The following is a 19,596-nucleotide window of genomic DNA, read 5'->3' on the forward strand; positions in this document are numbered from 1 at the left end:
TAATTTCTGAAAAACTGAAAATATATTTGTTAGTTTATATTAGACGGATTAAATTTGACTTAAAATGAGCGAAAAAGCACCCAATATAATCCCTATAGACCTTTCTGAAATTGATAAGGAGATATTAGAAAAGGACGCTAAAATTGAAGCACTTCAAAATGAGCGTGAATTTCTAATTACTGTTAGGAGATTTCTTGTAACTAAGGTAGGGAATGCCGCTCCGCAATCTTTCCCTGTATTGGACTTAGGTATTTCAGACTACATCTTATCTCTGTTGCGAAAGTCACCGTTAGAAGGTGCAGCCATTAAACTATCCTATGCCAAAGCAATAGGTAAGAGTGTGAAAGAAGTAACAAATAATGTAGGGAACGCACTTACACGCTTAAAGGATAAAGGAGATATTGAAAGTACCGCTAAGGGAAAGAGTAAAAAAGCGGGTAGTGTATATCGGCTAATAAAAAAGGACTGATAAATCAGTCCGATTAAAATATTGGTGGGTCGAGGACGGTCTCATAAGCCGCTAAATCCGTGCTTGCAACACGTGTTTGAGATAGGGTTTAGTAGACTCTGACCATCAATCCCCGAAGGGGGTTAAAACTAAACATATAAGTGGTTGCGCGAACCCACAAGAAAACTATCCCCGAGATAGTCGCCTCGTCTTTACGGGGCTTTCTTGTTTCACAAAGATAACAATTTACTCTGTAAAAAGTATATTTTTATGGCGAAAATATTGGCGTTTAGCATTTATTCGGGTTGAGAGAAACTGGGAAATTTTTCAAAGTAACCAATGGATATAGTGCGATACGCTCACGTACGGCGTGGGCTATCGGCTATTGTGGTTACTAAGGTCTTCCCAGTCCTTTCTCAATCCTTTGGCTATAGTTCCACGTCATTTTATTTAAACAATTGCCATAGGAAACATGGCAGACAAACTAACGGCTTATGTTTTGGCAATCTGTCCTCCAAGGAGTTCTCATCCTATTAAACCTTAAAGTATGGTTGCTCATAGCGGGATATGCAATAGTTACAATGCTATTTCACCGTTCTTTTATGAACAAAATGATTACTACTAACGACCCAAGTAAAATAGCTAAATCTGGAATGGTTTTCATGATCCGCAAAAGTTTAATTGATAGCTTACTTATAGTGGTTGTTATTGTATTTATTGCACCAATTATCTTTGGTGGTACAGAGCTAAATACTTTCGCTAATGTATTCAAGGGCATTATCCCAATACTGGTTGTTACCGCTATCATAACAGGTGTTAGGGTAATATTTGCGAGTTTTAATTCTTTCAAATACGCTTTCGCAGAAGGTGGCGGCTACGCAACTTCGTTTATATGTATGATACTTATTATTACGATGGCAAACGCTTCTTTAGGTTCATTCGTTGACCTGAAAGACCCACAGCATATTCAATATCCATCATTTTGGATGAGTGCAGGTCTTTTTCTTATTACACTTCCAATGATATGGCTATTCATATTAGTATTTGGAGTTATCGCACAATCAATAGAAGAAAAAACACGGGAAGCTATAATAAAGGGTGTGGTTTTATCTTCAGGATTGATTTTTGGTATTGTCTTTATGCGGATGTATGGAGCAACGGTAGTTACTATGAATGGTACGCCAATAGTAGCAACTACCGATGCACCCGTAAACGATGGGATAGATTGGGATAAAAAACTATCAGCCGATATACGTTCATCAATTTATCTCATAACAGAAAGTACGGGTAAAGATGTAAATGTTTTAGAGCTAAATACTAATTGCGAAGAGTTTACAAATAAAATAAGCAAGTACCCTACCGATAGAATAAACTACATAAAGGAAGCAACCCAAACGTATATAAAATACAGTTTTGCCGATACTAAAACATTAGTAGATGCAATGAATGGATACTTTGAAAGTGGTGTCCTTACTCTCTCATTTAGTGATTCAATGATAGCCTATAAAAATATTTTGGTAGAGAAATTCAAACTGAATGATATAGTAGAATCATTAGAAAACGGCATGAAGCAACAAGCGGAGCAAATGAAAACAACACCTATTGGGGATAAAGAACAAGTGAACAAATTAAAAGAGCAATACAAAGCCAATTTATCCGCCTATATGGACAAGGCAAAAACTACAATGAATAGGACGTACAAAAGTATCTTCAATGAAGATTTAGTATATTAGCAGTATGAAAGATAAGAAGCCAAAAAAGACTAAACCAAAGGAAACTACGCAGGTAGTTACAGGTTCTTTTTTGGACATAATGAAAGCATCTGTTAAACACGCAGATAGCAAAGTAGTAAAGAAAAAACCTTAGAAAACTACTCTTTACTCATTATCAACCTCTTACGTTAGAGTGCGTGTAACTGGGTATAATTGCCATTATTAATTAACTCCACCACCTGGTAAGGCACATTGATCTGGGAGAGATGGGATTGCAGCCTGTCTGCATGGGTGTCGGTGATGAATACCTGTCCGTCGCTTTCTGTACAGACCCAGTTCAGTAACTGGAACATGCGCTGTTCATCCAGTTTTTCAAAAACATCATCCAGGAGCAGGATGGGAGTGAAGCCTTTTTTTTCCTTTAATACCTGCCATTCGGCCAGTTTCAGGGCAAAGAGCAGGCTTTTGCGTTGCCCTTGTGAGGCTTCGGTCTTAAAAGGGGCGGCTCCCATGAAGAATAAAAGATCGTCGCGGTGAATGCCCACCGTGGTGCGTGTCAGTGCCAGATCTTTTTGACGGGACTGCTGTAGCAATGAGGCAAGATCGTCTTTCAGTAACTGGCTTTCGTATGCCAGGCCAAGCCCGTCATCTTTACCGGCAATGCGTTGATAGATGGATGCGACCAAGGGCAGGAAATCCTGCAGGAAGTTTTTTCTTTCTGCAAAGATCAGGTTGCCTTTCACACATAACTGTTCATTCAGTATCTGAAGCAGTGCCTCATCGGTATCTCCTGTTTCTGCCGCCTGTTTCAGCAGGCTGTTGCGTTGCTGCAGTAATTTCTGGTAATCGATCAGGGCCAGCAGGTAGGTCTTGCTGATCTGCGATAACAATGTGTCCAGGAAGGCCCTTCTTTCCTCGCTGCCGCCTGTTACCAGTATCACATCGTCCGGAGCGATCATCACACAGGGGATCTTGCCGATATGTTCCGAGAACTTCTTGTAGGTCTCTTCGTTCAGGGATACTTCTTTCCGGTTATTCTCCCGGAGTATGCAGACCAGCTTCTGCGGCTCATCCTGCAGCGTGTACTGGGCTTCAAGACGCATGCCTGCCAGGCCATGATGAACGTTCTGGCTATCGGGGCGCGAGAAATAACTTTTGGTGAAACTCAGGTAATAGACGGCATCCAGCAGGTTGGTCTTACCGGTGCCGTTCAGACCGGAAATGCCTACGATCCGTTCCGAGAACGAGAACTGTTCCTGTACATAATTGCGGAACTGGACCAGCGATATGGAATGAAGCCGTAGCATTTGCGGGCAAATTAAACCAGACAGGCTGAATTATTCCCATCGGGTATGCGGGAAAGCATTTATTTTTATAAAAAATTCGGTTTTGAAGACGATATTATCTGAGCAACAACTGGCATTGACCGTTAAAAGGCTGGCACACCAGATACTGGAGAACAACCTGCAGTTAACCGATACCGTCATCATCGGCCTTCAGCCGCGTGGCGTATACCTCAGCGACCGGATCGTACACGAACTGAAAACGATCGTTGCGCCTGAACTGGTGAAATATGGCAAACTCGACATCACTTTTTACCGAGATGATGTGCGTAAGAGCCTGCACATCGCCAACCAGACCGATATCCCGTTCAGCATTGCCGAGAAAAAAGTGGTATTGATCGACGACGTATTATATACCGGCCGCACCATACGCGCGGCCCTGGATGCATTGCTGGATTTCGGCCGTCCCTCAAAAGTGTCGCTTTGCGTACTCGTAGACCGCCGTTTCAACCGGGAACTACCCATTCAACCCGATTATGCCGGCAAGGTCATCGATACCATCATTTCGCAGAAAGTGAAAGTGAACTGGCGCGAAAAAGACGGAGAAGATGCCGTAGTCCTAATCTGACCCCCTCAAAAAAATCCAGCATCCAGTAACAAGTATCCAGTATCCAACATCCAGCACCCAGTAACCAAATTTGCTACTTATACCCGGATTATATTACCTTTGATTTTTAATGAAACTATCTACCAAACATCTCCTTGGTATCAAAGATCTCAACAGGGAAGATATCCAGTTAATTCTCTCCACTGCACAGCAATTCAAAGAAGTTCTACAACGGCCGGTCAAAAAAGTTCCTTCACTCCGTGATGTGACCATCGTGAATCTCTTTTACGAGAATTCTACCCGTACCCGTATGTCTTTTGAACTGGCGGAACGCAGGTTATCTGCCGATGTGCTCAATTTTGCCGCCAGCAGTTCCTCTTCGGCAAAAGGAGAGACCCTGCTGGATACGGTGAACAATATCCTGAGCATGAAAGTGGATATGGTGGTGATGCGTCACAGCGCTTCCGGCGCACCGCATTTCCTGGCCAAACATATCCCTGCCGCCATTGTGAATGCCGGTGACGGTATCAATGAACACCCCACCCAGGCCCTGCTGGATGCCTATTCCATGCAGGAGAAACTGGGCAAACTGGAAGGCCTGAAAGTGGCCATCATCGGAGATATCATGCACAGCCGCGTGGCACTGAGCAATATGTACCTGCTGAAGAAGATGGGAGCCGAGATCATGGTAGCGGGCCCACCCACCTTGATCCCGAAATACATCGCCGAGGCATTGGGCGTAAAAGTGGAATATAACCTTAAGAAAGCCCTGCAGTGGTGCGATGTGGCCAATGTGCTCCGCATACAGCTGGAGCGCCAGAACCAGCCGCTGTTCTCTTCCCTGCGCGAGTATAACCTGGCGTATGGTATCAAAAGAAAGGTACTGGAAAGCCTGGGCAAAGATATCGTGATCATGCACCCGGGACCCATTAACCGCGGCGTGGAGCTGGACAGTGATGTGGCCGACGGACCTTATTCCATCATCCTGAACCAGGTGGAGAACGGCGTTGCGGTGAGGATGGCGGTACTGTACCTGCTGGTAGGCAGGGAACAGTAATTCCCGAACATTTAATCAAACGGCCGGTATTTTGTATTCTGTACTTCGTACTTTCACGCCCAGAATGCTGCACTATGGAAAGAATCTGCCTGTTTCCCGGAACCTTTGATCCCGTAACGCTCGGGCATACCGATATCATTAACCGGGCTTTGCCTTTGTTCGATAAGATTTATGTGGGTATCGGTATCAATTCTTCCAAAAGCCCCATGTTCAGTGCAGAACAGCGGATGCAGTGGTTCAGTGAGATCTATAAGAATGAACCCAAAGTACAGAGCGTGGTCTACGATGGACTGACCGTCAATTACTGCCGCAGTATCAAAGCCAACTTCATTTTGCGGGGAATCCGTTACGTGAGTGATTTCGAGTACGAGAAGACCATCGCTGATGCCAACCGTACGCTCGACAAACATATTGAAACGATCTTTCTTACCGGAGAGCCGAAATATACTTCCGTGGCATCTACCATTGTCAGGGATATCCTGCGCAACGGGGGAGACGCTTCGCCTTTCCTGCCCGATGCGGTGAACCAAACCTTATATCCTTCCAAAAAATAAGCGCATGCCTATCTGGTTCAAAAAAGACCTAAGCCTGGCCGATTTCGAAAACCTGGGCAAGGATACCATGGGAGACCATATCGGGATCCGCTTCTCAGAACTGGGCGATCAATACCTCAAAGCCACCATGCCGGTCGATCATCGTACCAAACAGCCCTATGGCCTGTTGCACGGGGGCGCTTCGGTGGCTTTAGCGGAGACTTTGGGCAGTGTGGGGTCTGCGCTGGTGATAGATCCGGAACAGTGTATCTGCGTGGGACAGGAGATCAATGCCAACCATATCCGCAGCGCCCGCAGCGGGCAGGTGACCGGAACCGCAACCCCCATCCATCTCGGCGCCACATCGCATGTGTGGGAGATCCGGATTCACGATGAACAGGACAAACTGGTCTGCATAAGCCGGCTAACGGTCGCGATCCTGAAAAAGCGGTAAAAATTTATTTATAGCAGCCCGGCCTTGCTGATCACATCAGTGACATTGTCGTAGGTGTTTTGCAGGCAGTCAGCCAGGCTTGCATCTTTTACCCATTTGATCTCAAGGATATCTTCTTCCGTTTGCGGCACCAGGTTCTGAACCCCTTTGGCGCGCATGGAAAACCAGTGTGTTTCCTTGATCACTTCTTCCTGCAGAAAACGGTCGAAATACTCGTGGTAACCGATGTCGATCAAAGCACCCAATTCCAGGTTGGTGGCACCGGTTTCTTCGGCCACTTCCCGCAAGGCACAGGCTTCAATCGTTTCACCATCATCCAGTTTGCCCTTGGGCAGGTCCCATTTGCCGCGACGGAAGATCATCAACAGTTCACCCGAATCGTTCAGTACCAGTCCGCCACCGGCGATTATTTTCTTTTTCACCATGATGCGTCAAATGTGAACCCTTTTTCTCAATTTCCCAAACCGGCCGGTGGGTGTTGGACGGTAATTATCTTAATTTCGCGGCATGACAAACGAAAAAGCCGTAGCTGAGAAACTGCTGCAGGTAGCTGCTGTAAAACTGAGTCCCGAAAAGCCCTTTACCTGGGCCAGTGGCTGGAAAAGCCCTATTTACTGCGATAATCGCAGGGTCTTATCATTCCCTTTTGTACGCGATTTTATCAAAAGTGAAATGTGTAATGTGATATTCGAACATTTTCCTGCAGCTGAAGTGCTGGCAGGTGTGGCTACAGCGGGTATTCCCTGGGGCGCCATGGCTGCCGACCAGTTAAAGCTGCCATATATCTATGTGCGGCCCAAGCCCAAAGAACATGGACTGGGTAACCAGATTGAAGGGCATTATACCCCCGGGCAGCGGGTGCTGGTGATCGAGGATCTGATCTCTACCGGTAAAAGCAGTTTACAGGTGGTGGACGTGCTTCGAAATGCCGGCGTGGAAGTAGTAGGCATGGTGTCTATTTTCACGTACGGTTTTGCGGTGGCCGATAAGGCTTTTGCAGATGCCGGCGTACCCTACCGTTCGCTCACCAACTATGCCAACCTGATCAGCCTGGCGGTTGAAAAGGGACAGGTATCGGCCGATACGGAACAACTGCTGCTTTCCTGGCGCAATGACCCCGCCAGCTGGCAGGGGATCTAAATAGGGATGTATAAACCTCATCGTATGAAAAAACTATTAGTACTGGCCGGTTTCTTACTGGCAACTGTGTTCGCAGTTCAGGCACAGCAACCCAAACCGGAATGGGTGACCATCAAATCGGCCAATCTGCGTTGCTGGGAGTGTAAAGAACGTCTGGACAAGTACCTGCTGATGGAGAACAAAGCCCAGATGGAAAGTGGTATGATGCAGTGGAAGATCAACCTGCTGCAGGGCGAGATCAAGGTACAGTTCCTGCCCGATCGTACCAATGCGCTGGCCATCAAAGCAGCCCTCAACAATGCCGGTTTCGATGCCGATAGCGATAAGGCCGAACCCGAAGCCTACCAGAAATTACCTCCCATCTGCAAACGTGCAGAAGACGGCGGAGGCCCGCAGAAAGGCAAACCCTGTCATATGCAGCCGTATTGAATATTGAATGATGAACAAGGAATGTTGAACGCTGAAGTGAAGAACTTTGGCGTTTTTTTATGTTGCCAGAGAAACCATTAGTCTGCCGAATCTCTCACACTTCAACATTCATCTGTTCCTTGCTCCTCTGTTCCTCTGCTCAAAAAACACTCATCATTCATCATTCCTTGTTCATCATTCATCATTCAAAAGAGATCCAGCTTGTGCCTGGATTCGTAACTGAAGGGAACATTGGTGAAAAAGCCGGCTTTGCCAACCCGGGTGGTGCCTTTTACCTGAACCAGTACTTCCTGGCTGAACAGGAGGTTGAGCCCGTTTTTCAGGATGGTTTTCATGTCTACGGCGATCCGGGAGGGTAGGTTGAACTCTGCTTTCCGGGGGATATGCATCAACGTGTCCAGCTGGTACCTGCCCAGGTAGCTGTTATCGATATAGATATCACAATCCACTTTTTTCAGGTCCACCCCAAAACCGTTGGGGTTGTAGTATACCAGGTCCATGGCCAGGAGGGTCTTGTCGAACCCCATATTCTCGATCTTGACATTTTTGATGGAACGGTAATCGAAGCCCTGTGGTTTCTGGCAGGCGAACAGGAAAAGGGCAAATAAGGCGAATAGAAGGCTTTTCTTCAAAAGGGAACAATTTGCCTGCAAAATAGGAGAGACTCGCCGATTTTCAAGAAACCGTCTTGTTAAATGCGGTATCTTTGTTGCTAAAATTATTAGCTTTTGACAGCAAAAACCATGAATTTCTTGATACTAATATTATTAGCTAACTGATAAATGTCATAAAGTATTAATAATCATTAAATTAATATAGTCTACTTCATTTAAATAAATTCCATTTTTGTAGTCAAAAACAATCAAAAGACAGTTGATCGGAAATGCTTAAACAAGGTCAAAATAATGAATCATTATTAATTGATTCTCAATTTTTTGGAACAATTGATTATTATAAAACTTTATTTCAATTTTCAAATATTGAAATTGAACAATATGAGACCTACCAGAAAATGAGTTTTCGCAACCGTTGTATGGTTGCGGGGAGCAATGGCGTGGTGGGTTTGTCGGTTCCGATCGAAAAAGGAAGGGGACAGCGGGAGTTGATGAAGGATACCAGGATCAGCAGCGGAGGCAACTGGAAGGTGCAACATTGGCGGACCATCGCTTCCTGTTACAGCCGGGCGCCTTTTTTTGAATTTTACAGTGATGGGGTGCATGATCTCCTGCTGAAGGAACATGTGTTCCTGCTCGATTGGAACCTGGAGATCCTGGACTGGTTGAAACGGATATTGAAACTGCCGGCCGAAATCCACAGGAGTCCCGAGTACCGGAAAACGGTTCCTGAAGGGATGACGGATCTGCGGAACCATCTCTTACCTAAAAACTACCAGGCAGAAGCCTGGAACATGAAGTATATCCAGGTATTTGAAGACCGGATCGGCTTCCAGCCCAATCTTTGTATCCTCGACCTTTTGTTCTGCTGTGGCCCTGAAACAAGGGGGGTGTTACAGACAGCATTTTAATGTTTTAATGCGTCTTTAAAGTGTTTCTTAAACATAGATGCCGTAATTTTAAATTTCGTGTGTCTATCAACAAGATACGCTTCGAATCATTGACCGCCCCCCATGAAGTATAATCGATTTCTGTTAGTTGTTTTGGCTATTCTGGTATACTCAGTTCTGCCCGCGCAGGATTTCTCCAATAAAGGAAAGGATTTCTGGTTAGGATATGGATTTCATGTGAATATGGGCGCCGGTGTTGCTGCCAACCAGAATAACCTGCAGGACATGGTCCTGTATTTCACTTCAGATAAAAATGCTAATGTCACTGTCGATATACCCGGTATCAACTATAAAAAGAGCTATTCTGTCCTAGCTAACCAGGTTACCACGTCAGATCCGATCCCGAAAACGGGTACACAGGATGCCAGGATCTACGGACCGGGAACTTTTGACCGGGGTATTCATATAGAAAGTGATGTGCCGATTGTTGCCTATGCGCATATTTACAACGCAAGTGTATCCGGAGCCTCCCTACTATTTCCTACCAATACCCTTGGTAAGGAATATTATTCGGTGAACTTCACACAGTCGTCCAATGCCAGTTTTGCCAACTCTTTTTTCTTTGTAGTAGCTACAGAAGACAATACTTCTGTAGAGATTACGCCTTCCGGAACCAACTTGAACGGGCTTGCCCCCGGTGTGGCATCGACGGTTACCCTGAACAAAGGACAAGTGTACAGTGTCATGGGTACTACCACGGGAACATTGGGTACAGACCTAACCGGCTCAAAAATCCGTTCGGTTAGTGCCGGAGGATCGGGGGGCTGTAAAAAGATTGCGGTGTTTTCTGGTTCAGGAAAAGTAAGTATCGGTGGAGCTGGCAATGCAAGCGGCAGTGCCGATAATTTGTTTGCACAGGCGTTTCCGGCAGTTGCCTGGGGTAAAAAATACCTGACGGCACCAACAGGTTCTCAGCCTAACAATTTTTACCGTGTCTGCGTAACCGATCCTACAACCGTTGTAAAACTGAATGGGGTAGTATTACCTGCTACCTCTCTCGTTAATGGTTTTTATTATCAGTTTAAAAACGCCAATGCTTCGGGAACCAACCCCGCGGTTCCCAATCTGATTGAAGCGGATAAACCCGTATTGGTGTCCCAGTACTGCACTACGCAGGGGCAGGAAGGAAATCCGAACACCACACCTTTCGGTGACCCTGAAATGATCTATCTGAGTCCCGTGGAGCAAACCATCAACCAGATCACCCTGTATTCTGCCGATAAATACCGGATATTACAGAGTTATATCAATGTCATCATCAAAAATGGTGGTACCGCCAGTTTTACCCTGGATGGCAGTAAGGTCACCGGTTTTCAACCCCACCCGCAGGAACCTAATTATTCGTATGCCATTATCCCGGTATCTGCCGGTTCACATACGCTGTATTCTGACACAGGTTTCAATGCCATTGCGTATGGTTTTGGTTCGGCAGAAAGTTATGGCTATAATGCGGGTACCAACGTCCGCGACTTTTCCTCAACCACCATCATTCAAAACCCCTATGGCAGGATTGACTCTGCCGTGACCTGTGTTAATACCCCTCTGCAATTGTCTGTTCCGTTCACATTTACCCCGGCAAGCATTACCTGGGATTTCTCCGCGGCGCCCAATATTTCTCCCAATACCAGGATCGGTCCCATTACTACCGTTGTGGCTGATAGCACGGACCTGGCAAGGAACCTGCGATATTACAGTCCCGGTAAAACTTTCACATTCACCAATGCCAACACGGCTGCCGTACGCGATACTATTAAATTGTACACCACTTCTTCCACGCCTGATGGTTGTGGCAGCACAGACCAGTTGTTTACCATACCGATATCCGTAAAGGATCTGCCTGTGGCGAAATTCACGGTTGCGGCAGGCGGCTGTGCCAACGATCCGGTTACCCTTACCGATCAGAGTACCGCGGCTCAGGGAACCGTGAAACGCTGGTTCTGGGATTTTGGTGACGGTACCACTGCCGATCTCGCGACTGCAACGGTACCCCAAAAAATATACAACAGCCCGGCCGCCTATACGATCAAACTGAAAGCAGTATCGGATATCGGTTGTTTGTCTGCTGAGACTTCACAGACGGTTCAGCAGAGTTCCAAACCGGTGGCACGTTTTACTACATCCACGCTAAAATGTATTGAAAAGGATGTGGTATTCACAGATGGCTCCACTACTTCCACCGGTACCCTGGCCAAATGGACCTGGGACCTGGCCGATGGGAAAACGGTTATCGTGAATTCCTCCAATGCAGCTGTCACCACTCAGTATGCATCGGATGGCGCTAAATCCGTTAGTCTGAAAGTAGCCACCACCACCGGTTGTGAAAGTGATCCTTACACACCGGCATTTGCTATCAATCCAAGTCCTAAGCCTGGATTTACTTTACCCGAAGTTTGTTTGAGTGATGCTTTTGCCATATTTACAGATACATCCAGAATTTCTGATGGTTCTGAATCACAATTCAAATACCTGTGGAATTTTAATGCCGGAACACCTGTAAGTCCCGGCCCCAATATCAGCAGCAGCACGCTCAAGAATCCGCAGGTCAAGTATGCCAGATCTGCCGTGTACCAGGTATCGCTTACGGTCACTTCCAAAGATGCTTGTGTGGCCAGCCTGGTGCAGGATTTTACCGTGAACGGAAGTATTCCCAAAGCGGCTTTTGATTTTGCCAATGCGGCGCCATACTGCGGGGTAAAACCTGTGAAACTGCGTAACAATTCCACCGTAGACTTTGGGGGGGTAACCCGGCTTGAGATCTACTGGGACTTTGCTAATGCCCCAGCCATAAAGGAAGTGGATGAAAACCCGGTGCAGGGTAAGATCTATCCGCATGCCTATCCTGATCCAACAGCTCCGAAAATTTATACCATCCGTTTGGTGGCGTATTCAGGAGGTTCGGCCTGTGTGGATGCCACTACGCAGACCATCACCGTGTATCCGCAGCCGAAAGCGGCTTTCAACGTGTCCGTCAGTCAGTTATGTTATGGCGATATCGTGAACTTTACCGACAAGAGTTCTGCAGGGTCCGGCAGCATCAGTAAATGGGTATGGGACCTGGGAGGAGGCACTGTCTCTGCCTCACAGAATCCCAATAAACAGTTCAATGATTCCGGGTCCTTTACCACACGTCTCTATTTCTTCAATACGGACGGTTGTATCAGCGATACGGCCACACAGGCACTTACCGTTTATCCCAATCCTAAATTGCTTTTACCGCATATGATCACGGTGTTGGCTGGCGGACAAGTTACGCTTACGCCGACCTATGTGTTTGGAAATGAGCTTAGTTATCTCTGGACACCCCCCACATACCTCAGCAGCGATACGGCAGCCACACCCAAAGCCATTCCGGATGATGATATCACTTATCAATTAAAGTTGACGGCACGTGGCGGATGTTCAGTAACGGATACTATTTTTATACGGGTTTTAAAGGGACCGGAAGTGCCGAATGCCTTCTCGCCCAACGGCGATGGCATCCATGATACCTGGAAGATCAAATACCTGGATGGCTATCCGGGTGCTACGATCGACGTGTACAACCGTTATGGTCAGATCGTATTCCGTTCACTGGGTTACGACAAGGAATGGGACGGCACCCGCAACGGCAACCCTTTACCGGTGGGAACGTATTATTATATCATCAATCCAAGAAACGGGCGGCAGATCATAACGGGATCGGTGACCCTGATAAAGTAAGTATATGCGAATCAAACAGTTCATGATAGGGGTCGCTTTGGCAGGCTGCCTGACGGCCGCAGCGCAACAACGCCCGTACTACACGCAATATATCATGAACAACTATATCATCAATCCTGCCGTGGCCGGAATTGAGAATTACTGGGATGTTAAAGCCAGTCACCGTCTGCAATGGGTAGGCCTGCAGGATGCACCCGTCACCACTTATCTTACCATACATGGCCCGCTGAAGAAAAGTGATTATGACGACAGGGGATCAGCCACCAGCTTCCGGGCAAGCGGACAGAATCCCAGGGGAGAAGCTTACTGGCGCGATTATACCGCACCCGACCCGCACCATGGAGTAGGTTTTACGATGCTCAACGATAAAACAGGTCCTTTGAACCGCTTTGCGATGTACGGAACCTATTCCTATCACCTGAGCCTTTCACCAACCACTTCACTGGCGGCCGGAGCATCGGTTGGTTTTACCAATATGAGCCTGGATGCGAGTAAACTGAATTTTGGTGGTACCTCCGTTGATCCTGCTGTGGCAGGCAGTGGTGTCATCAACCGCATCAAACCGGATATCAGTGCCGGTCTCTGGTTGTATTCGCGTAACTATTTTGTGGGCGTGGCCGCACAGCAGATCATACCGCAGCAGATCGCTTTTTCCGATAATACCGTGTATCTCCAGAACGGGAAATTGTTGCCGCACCTTTTTGTGAGCGCCGGATACCGCATGCAGTTATCGGATGATATCAGTCTGTTGCCTTCTATGTTATTGCGTTATATCAGCCCCTTACCGCTGGGCTTCGATCTGAATACCAAAGTTCAGTACCAGGACCTGCTCTGGGCCGGTGCCTCATACCGTTACCAGGATGGTTTTGCGGCCATGGTCGGACTGAACCTGAACCGTAACATCAATATCGGGTATTCCTACGATGTGCAGACCTCTAACCTGAACACAGTTAGCCGCGGAACGCACGAGATATTGATCGGTTTCTTATTGGGTAACAAATATGGCGACTGGTGCCCGCGTAATCTCTGGTAGGCCTTTACTGGAAAACGATCAGGTTCCGGTTTTCATTGTTCACCCGTTTGCGGTGCACCAACTGTATCAGTTGTACCTGTTTTTCGCTGGCATCTTTTACCAGAACCAGTTGCAAATGCATTCTTACTGACAAACGCTGGAGCAGCGCTGTTTTCATCCTTTGTATATCAAGGGGTGAAAGAACCGGTAGCGGGAAGGTGAGCAGGCTGTCTGCAGATTCCCTGATTTCCATCATCGCCAAAGCATCTTTGGGATCGGGTACATCCGGAATTTCCGGTATGGGTTCGGTCAGGATGGTTTTGGAGGATTTGAGATCAGTGGGATGCCCGATCTTATCATAACCACGGAGCATCGGTTCTACCGATTGCAGGGATTGCATGATGAGTTTGTTCAAACCTGCTTTATCAAGTTCGGCTACAGTTTCCATTGCTTTCTGCACATCACGCAGGATCTTTTCTTTGTTCAACTTGATATTGGCGCTTTCCTGGAAGGCTTTCTGCATGTCTGCCTTGGCTTTTCGGATCTCTGCAGACGCATTGCGCAGCTCTTTGTTCATGTCCTGCCTGAATTGGGTTCTCAGGTTGGCGGGCAGGAACAGGGAGTCGACAGACAGGGTCCTGTCCAGTTCCTGTTTGGCTTTTTCGATCTGTCCGATCTCTTTCTCCCAGTCCGGTTGCTGTGTTTGCATTTCCTGTGCCGCCAGTTTCAACGCGCTGGCCACCATCGGGGTAAGGGATGTGATCTTTTTCTGATCGGCTTTACTGGCTGCTTCCTGCGACTTCCCGGTACTGGCCATACTTTTCTTCATTTCGGCCTGCAAGGGCTTGGCCAAAAAGAATACGGGGTTGAATAAAGGGTTCTCTACGGTCATGGCCATGGGCTCTACCGTATAGGTCTGTTTGCGTTGTCCCAGCCGGGAAAGGCTTTTTGTAGCGGCCGTCTGTTTATCGGTCCGTGTGGTGTGCATCGGGCTTAACCAGGCCACCGAACTCAGGATCCCCGTTAAGAGGCAAAGGGCCAGCAGCTGTTTCCGGTAGCTGAAACTGTTCTCTTTTTGATCGGTCATCCGTTTTACACGATTGAGCAGGTCGTTCTTTTTACCGGTAGCGGCCATGGCCAGCGATGGTGCCTGTTGCAGGTAAGCGATGCGCAGCAGGGCTTCTGCATACACGGGAGCCTGGTACTGGAACTGCAATACCCAGTCGTCGCAACTGTTCTCTCTTTCTTTGCGGATGGCTTTGCTGAGCAGTTGGGTGAACGGGTTGAAGAACAGGCTGATCTCGGCAACCGACAGCAATAGGTTGAACAGGTAATCGTATCGTTTGATATGTGCTAGCTCGTGCAACAACACGGCTTCCATCTGTTCGGTGTTCAGGTGGTTGATGCTGGCCACCGGCACCAGGATCAACGGCTTCAGGAAGCCAATGGTGAGCGGGGTGCTGACCTGTTCAGATAAGAATACCTGTACCGGTTTTCTGATATCGAGCTGTGTGGCGATGCGTTGCACGAACAAACGCCATTCAGCCGGCATTTTCTGCAGGCCCAGGTACCTGATCTGTTGTGTTTTCCGGTACCCCAGGAACCAGCGGATACAGAGCACCGTGATCAGCAGCAGGTAGGCCATGGAAATATAGGGCAGTAACAGTTCGCCCTTCAGCATCCATTGAATGATGCCGGAAAGATAACTGCTGCCCTGTGGTATCACAGGCTGCAGTTCCGGCACCGCCGTGTTCTGCAACGGTTGCCAGGCGGCATGGTATTGCTGGTAATAGAACCGGAAGGTGAACAGGAACCAGATGAAACCCATACTTTGGGCGATGATGCCCATGCGGTACCGGGCAGCGGCACTCATAGAGATCAACCCGGTGATACAGACATACAACAGCCAAACAATAGCTGTTTGCCAGATGCTATGGGCAATGGCATAGCCCAATGCCTGTAAAAAACTGGATTGGAACAGTGACTGCATACACTACTGTTTTTTCAGGTTGTCCAACAATTTCTGGATCTCTTCCAGTTCCGATTTGTTGGGTGCATGGTTACCCAATGCCTGCATCACCAGCTGTGTGGAAGAACCACCGAACAGGGAGTTGATCATTTTACCAACGATCTGCTGTTGGGTGTTCTCACGCGAGATATTGGCACGGTAAATATGCGTTTTGCTGCTGTCGTCCCTTTTCACGATCCCCTTTTCAAACATGATCTGCATCAGCTTCAGGGTGGTGGTATAACCGGCGTCTTTGTGTTCACTCAGGATCTCGTGCACTTCCCTGACAGTGGCAGTGCCTTTGTCCCAGAGCACCCGTAAGATCTCCAGTTCACTTTCTGTGGGTTTGACATTCTTGGAAACGGCCATTTCTACGATTTTGTTCGTAAGCAATTTACTAAGCGTGTTCAAACAAGCCAAATAAAAAAATGTTAAACGGCAGCAGGGGAGGATAATTAACAGTTAAAAATTAATAGTTAATAGTTGATAGTTGGACTTGTGTGAGAACAGGGGGACTAACTGATCAATTAGAAATTATTAATTACTAATTATTTCTTCGTCTTATATGAGCCTACATAATAGCTGTTGGTCGTTTTGATCTGCAGGCGGTCGTTTTTGAAGCTGACCCTTTTGTAGGGTTTGAATTCCTGTTTCTTGTCCAGGAACCCGATGATGCAGGAGAGGGGTTCCTCGCCTTTACGGATTGCTACGGTAGGTTGTATGCCGAAATTTGGAATGGTCAGTGAATCTGTGATCCTCACTTCTTTGGCCTGCACACGGATGGTATACCGGAATGTCTGCCTGGTTTCATAAAGGGATACGCTGAATGTCCAGTTATTCAGTTCATCCGGGATCGGCTCGCTGTAACTGGCTGCCGGTGCCGTCTTTACACTGGCCCTGGTCTCGGGGATGGTGTCATAACTGACCACAACGGTGCTGTCTGCGCCGGTTTCATTGACCGGAGCATCTGATGCGCAGCCGGCCAGCAGGCACAGGCACAGGCATAAGAGGTGACTTATTCTCATGCGATAAAAATAAATGCTATTATCTGAACAGCCATCTATCTACAACAAAAATCCCGGTCATTGACCGGGATCCTGTAAACGAGCTTCTGATGAATGGGTTATTTTTTTTCAACTGACTCATCCAGTGTGATGTGGATGGATTTCTTGCCGTTGAAATAGCTTTCATATTTTTTCAGCACATCAGCAGACTGCTCTTTGCCGTTGATGCTGAACTTGCCGTCCTGGTACTCGATAGACAGTTTGCCTTCAGTGGCCAGGCCATCTTTTTTCAGGGCTTCCACCAGGCTTTTGAATCCATCTTCGCTGGCATTGACCGTTACTTCGGTGGTGGCAGAATCATTGCCGATCACTTTCACTTCCATCTTCTGCTCGATCACCTGGGCCGGTTTGGCATCTGATGTATGCAATTGTGCAAGGGTAGGCGCAATTACGAGCGATACGATCGACATCAGTTTGATCAGGATATTCATAGAAGGACCAGAAGTATCTTTGAAAGGATCGCCCACGGTATCACCGGTCACGGATGCTTTGTGCGGTTCAGATTTCTTGTAGAACATCTGTCCGTTGATCTCAACACCGGTCTCGAAAGATTTCTTGGCATTATCCCAGGCTCCACCCGCATTGTTCTGGAACATACCCATCAGTACACCACTTACGGTAGCACCGGCCAGGAATCCGCCCAGTACTTCCGGACCGAATACAAAACCAATGATGATCGGGGATAGGATGGCGATGGCGCCGGGCAACATCATTTTTTTCAGGGAAGCTTCGGTAGAGATGGCCACACATTTATCGTACTCGGGTTTGCCGGTACCTTCCATGATGCCTGGAATGGTGTGGAACTGGCGGCGAACCTCTTCCACCATCGACATGGCAGCTTCACCCACGGCACGGATGGCCAGTGAAGAGAAGATGAAGGGGATCATACCACCCACGAACAAACCTGCCAGTACATCGGCATGGTAAATATCAATTCCCTTGATGCCTGCAATACCTACGAAAGCGGCAAACAGTGCCAGCGCCGTCAGGGCTGCAGAAGCAATGGCGAAACCTTTACCGGTAGCAGCAGTGGTATTACCCACGGCATCCAGTACGTCGGTCTTTTCACGAACCTCTTTGGGCAGTTCACTCATTTCAGCGATACCACCTGCGTTATCTGCAATCGGACCGAATGCATCGATCGCCAGCTGCATGGCAGTAGTTGCCATCATACCGGCTGCTGCAATGGCCACACCGTACAGACCTGCGCAACAATAAGAACCATAGATACCACCTGCCAGCACCAGGATCGGCAGCAGGGTACTTTCCATACCGATGGCCAGACCGCCGATGATATTGGTGGCATGTCCGGTAGACGACTGGCGGATGATGCTCATCACCGGGCGTTTACCCATGGCTGTATAATATTCGGTGATCATGCTCATCAGCGTACCAACGGCAAGACCTACCATGATGGCGCCGAATACTTTATTGGGTGTAAAATCAAAACCTCTTAATAACATATGTTCCGGTAACAGGAAACTTACCAGGAAATAAGAAGCGATAGCTGTCAGGATGATGGAACCCCAGTTACCCATGTTCAGGGCAGCCTGTACCTTTTGGGTACTGATGCCGGCACTGTCTGAAATGCGCACGAACCAGGTTCCTACGATCGAGAACAGGATACCGATACCAGCGATCAGCATCGGCAGTAGGATGGGGGATAACCCACCAAATCCATCTTCCAGCACCACACCACCGGCTCCGGTCACTTCGCGTCCAAGTACCATGGTGGCCAGAACGGTAGCCACATAACTACCGAACAGGTCGGCACCCATACCGGCAACATCACCTACGTTATCGCCCACGTTATCGGCGATGGTGGCAGGGTTCCGGGGATCATCTTCCGGGATACCTGCTTCTACTTTACCAACCAGGTCAGCACCTACGTCAGCAGCTTTGGTATAGATACCGCCACCCACGCGGGCAAACAGCGCAATACTTTCCGCACCCAGTGAAAAACCAGTCAGTACTTCGATCGTACGCTTCATTTCCTCACTGTCCACGGCTGCTTCCGGAGCGAAGATCGCTTTCAACACTATGAACAGACCTCCCAGACCCAGCACAGCCAGACCCGCTACGCCCATACCCATCACAGAGCCGCCGGTGAAAGAAACCTGTAAGGCTTTTCTCAGGCTGGTCCTGGCCGCTTGTGCCGTACGCACATTGGCTTTGGTGGCGATCTTCATACCTACAAAACCGGCAAAAGCACTGAAGAAAGCACCCATTACAAACGCAAGGGCAATGCTCCAGTGGCTATGAGGGTCTGAATAACCCATGAAACCTAATAATAAAGCGACAATCACTACGAAATAGCCCAGGATCTTATATTCAGCTTTCAGAAATGCCATAGCACCTTCGGCGATATAGTTGCTGATCTGCTTCATGCGGTCTGTACCCGCATCCTGCTTGGATACCCAGTTAAACTTGATCAATGTGTAGAGGAGACCCAATGCTCCCATCGCCGGAACGGCGTAAAACAAGATTTTGTCCATAAAGCGAATTAATCTGCTGGTTTTTTAAAGTCTGCAAAAATAGGTGGATTTGACTAAAATACTTGCCCAAGCATTCTTTTCTGCCTGGGAT

The 19,596-nt window shown here is 47.7% G+C and carries 18 protein-coding genes; 11 read left to right on the forward strand and 7 right to left on the reverse strand.

Annotated features, from left to right (window positions below; genetic code table 11):
• Positions 1-64 precede the first annotated feature (64 nt).
• Together ACH3Y6_RS12825 and ACH3Y6_RS12830 are read left to right on the forward strand one after the other, a co-directional pair.
• Complete coding sequence (locus ACH3Y6_RS12825) at positions 65-469, forward strand: hypothetical protein (RefSeq protein ID WP_490836013.1); 405 nt, start codon at positions 65-67, stop codon at positions 467-469.
• Positions 470-1,050: 581 nt separating this feature from the next.
• On the forward strand, positions 1,051-2,181 hold the full coding sequence (locus ACH3Y6_RS12830; protein WP_490836014.1) for a hypothetical protein: 1,131 nt from the start codon (positions 1,051-1,053) through the stop codon (positions 2,179-2,181).
• Positions 2,182-2,348: 167 nt separating this feature from the next.
• Here ACH3Y6_RS12830 and recF read toward each other — a convergent pair whose 3' ends face one another.
• On the reverse strand, positions 2,349-3,467 hold the full coding sequence (gene recF / locus ACH3Y6_RS12835; protein WP_490836015.1) for a DNA replication/repair protein RecF: 1,119 nt from the start codon (positions 3,465-3,467) through the stop codon (positions 2,349-2,351).
• Between the two features lie 82 nt (positions 3,468-3,549).
• Here recF and pyrR point away from each other — a divergent pair, with 82 nt between their 5' ends.
• The 4 genes from pyrR (at position 3,550) to ACH3Y6_RS12855 (ending at position 6,094) form a co-directional block, all read left to right on the forward strand.
• Positions 3,550-4,071, forward strand: a complete 522-nt coding sequence (pyrR, locus tag ACH3Y6_RS12840; RefSeq protein WP_490836016.1) for a bifunctional pyr operon transcriptional regulator/uracil phosphoribosyltransferase PyrR — start codon at positions 3,550-3,552, stop codon at positions 4,069-4,071.
• A 109-nt stretch (positions 4,072-4,180) separates the two neighbouring features.
• Entirely contained in the window at positions 4,181-5,107 is a 927-nt protein-coding gene (locus ACH3Y6_RS12845; protein ID WP_490836017.1) for an aspartate carbamoyltransferase catalytic subunit, read from the forward strand.
• 74 nt (positions 5,108-5,181) lie between these two features.
• On the forward strand, positions 5,182-5,661 hold the full coding sequence (coaD, locus tag ACH3Y6_RS12850) for a pantetheine-phosphate adenylyltransferase (protein WP_490836018.1): 480 nt from the start codon (positions 5,182-5,184) through the stop codon (positions 5,659-5,661).
• 4 nt (positions 5,662-5,665) lie between these two features.
• Complete coding sequence (locus ACH3Y6_RS12855; protein WP_490836019.1) at positions 5,666-6,094, forward strand: hotdog fold thioesterase; 429 nt, start codon at positions 5,666-5,668, stop codon at positions 6,092-6,094.
• An 8-nt stretch (positions 6,095-6,102) separates the two neighbouring features.
• Here the strand turns inward: ACH3Y6_RS12855 and ACH3Y6_RS12860 are convergent, their stop codons facing one another.
• The gene (locus ACH3Y6_RS12860) at positions 6,103-6,519 is read right to left on the reverse strand and encodes an NUDIX hydrolase (RefSeq protein ID WP_490836020.1); all 417 of its coding nucleotides are present in this window, start codon (positions 6,517-6,519) and stop codon (positions 6,103-6,105) included.
• 82 nt (positions 6,520-6,601) lie between these two features.
• On the opposite strand from ACH3Y6_RS12860, the gene pyrE reads away from it, so the two are divergent.
• Together pyrE and ACH3Y6_RS12870 are read left to right on the forward strand one after the other, a co-directional pair.
• Positions 6,602-7,234, forward strand: a complete 633-nt coding sequence (pyrE, locus tag ACH3Y6_RS12865; RefSeq protein WP_490836021.1) for an orotate phosphoribosyltransferase — start codon at positions 6,602-6,604, stop codon at positions 7,232-7,234.
• Between the two features lie 24 nt (positions 7,235-7,258).
• Positions 7,259-7,663 (forward strand): heavy-metal-associated domain-containing protein, encoded by a 405-nt coding sequence (locus ACH3Y6_RS12870; protein ID WP_490836022.1) that lies wholly within the window; start codon positions 7,259-7,261, stop codon positions 7,661-7,663.
• A 185-nt stretch (positions 7,664-7,848) separates the two neighbouring features.
• Here ACH3Y6_RS12870 and ACH3Y6_RS12875 read toward each other — a convergent pair whose 3' ends face one another.
• Positions 7,849-8,295 (reverse strand): LEA/WHy family protein, encoded by a 447-nt coding sequence (locus ACH3Y6_RS12875; protein WP_490836023.1) that lies wholly within the window; start codon positions 8,293-8,295, stop codon positions 7,849-7,851.
• A gap of 251 nt (positions 8,296-8,546) precedes the next feature.
• Between ACH3Y6_RS12875 and ACH3Y6_RS12880 the strand changes: the two genes are divergently transcribed.
• The 3 genes from ACH3Y6_RS12880 to ACH3Y6_RS12890 all read left to right on the forward strand — a co-directional run bounded on the left by ACH3Y6_RS12880 (position 8,547) and on the right by ACH3Y6_RS12890 (position 13,959).
• Positions 8,547-9,188: a WbqC family protein gene (locus ACH3Y6_RS12880; RefSeq protein ID WP_490836024.1), complete on the forward strand. Its 642-nt coding sequence runs from the start codon at positions 8,547-8,549 to the stop codon at positions 9,186-9,188.
• A 102-nt stretch (positions 9,189-9,290) separates the two neighbouring features.
• A complete protein-coding gene (locus tag ACH3Y6_RS12885) occupies positions 9,291-12,926 on the forward strand; it encodes a gliding motility-associated C-terminal domain-containing protein (protein WP_490836025.1) in 3,636 nt (1,211 codons plus the stop codon).
• A 4-nt stretch (positions 12,927-12,930) separates the two neighbouring features.
• Positions 12,931-13,959, forward strand: a complete 1,029-nt coding sequence (locus ACH3Y6_RS12890) for a PorP/SprF family type IX secretion system membrane protein (protein ID WP_490836026.1) — start codon at positions 12,931-12,933, stop codon at positions 13,957-13,959.
• 4 nt (positions 13,960-13,963) lie between these two features.
• Here ACH3Y6_RS12890 and ACH3Y6_RS12895 read toward each other — a convergent pair whose 3' ends face one another.
• The 4 genes from ACH3Y6_RS12895 to ACH3Y6_RS12910 all read right to left on the reverse strand — a co-directional run bounded on the left by ACH3Y6_RS12895 (position 13,964) and on the right by ACH3Y6_RS12910 (position 19,505).
• On the reverse strand, positions 13,964-15,928 hold the full coding sequence (locus ACH3Y6_RS12895) for a M56 family metallopeptidase (RefSeq protein WP_490836027.1): 1,965 nt from the start codon (positions 15,926-15,928) through the stop codon (positions 13,964-13,966).
• 3 nt (positions 15,929-15,931) lie between these two features.
• On the reverse strand, positions 15,932-16,315 hold the full coding sequence (locus ACH3Y6_RS12900; RefSeq protein ID WP_490836028.1) for a BlaI/MecI/CopY family transcriptional regulator: 384 nt from the start codon (positions 16,313-16,315) through the stop codon (positions 15,932-15,934).
• A gap of 179 nt (positions 16,316-16,494) precedes the next feature.
• Complete coding sequence (locus tag ACH3Y6_RS12905) at positions 16,495-16,971, reverse strand: hypothetical protein (protein ID WP_490836029.1); 477 nt, start codon at positions 16,969-16,971, stop codon at positions 16,495-16,497.
• Between the two features lie 98 nt (positions 16,972-17,069).
• On the reverse strand, positions 17,070-19,505 hold the full coding sequence (locus ACH3Y6_RS12910) for a sodium-translocating pyrophosphatase (protein ID WP_490836030.1): 2,436 nt from the start codon (positions 19,503-19,505) through the stop codon (positions 17,070-17,072).
• Positions 19,506-19,596: the final 91 nt, after the last annotated feature.

Source organism: Sediminibacterium sp. FW305-C-269, assembly GCF_058231045.1.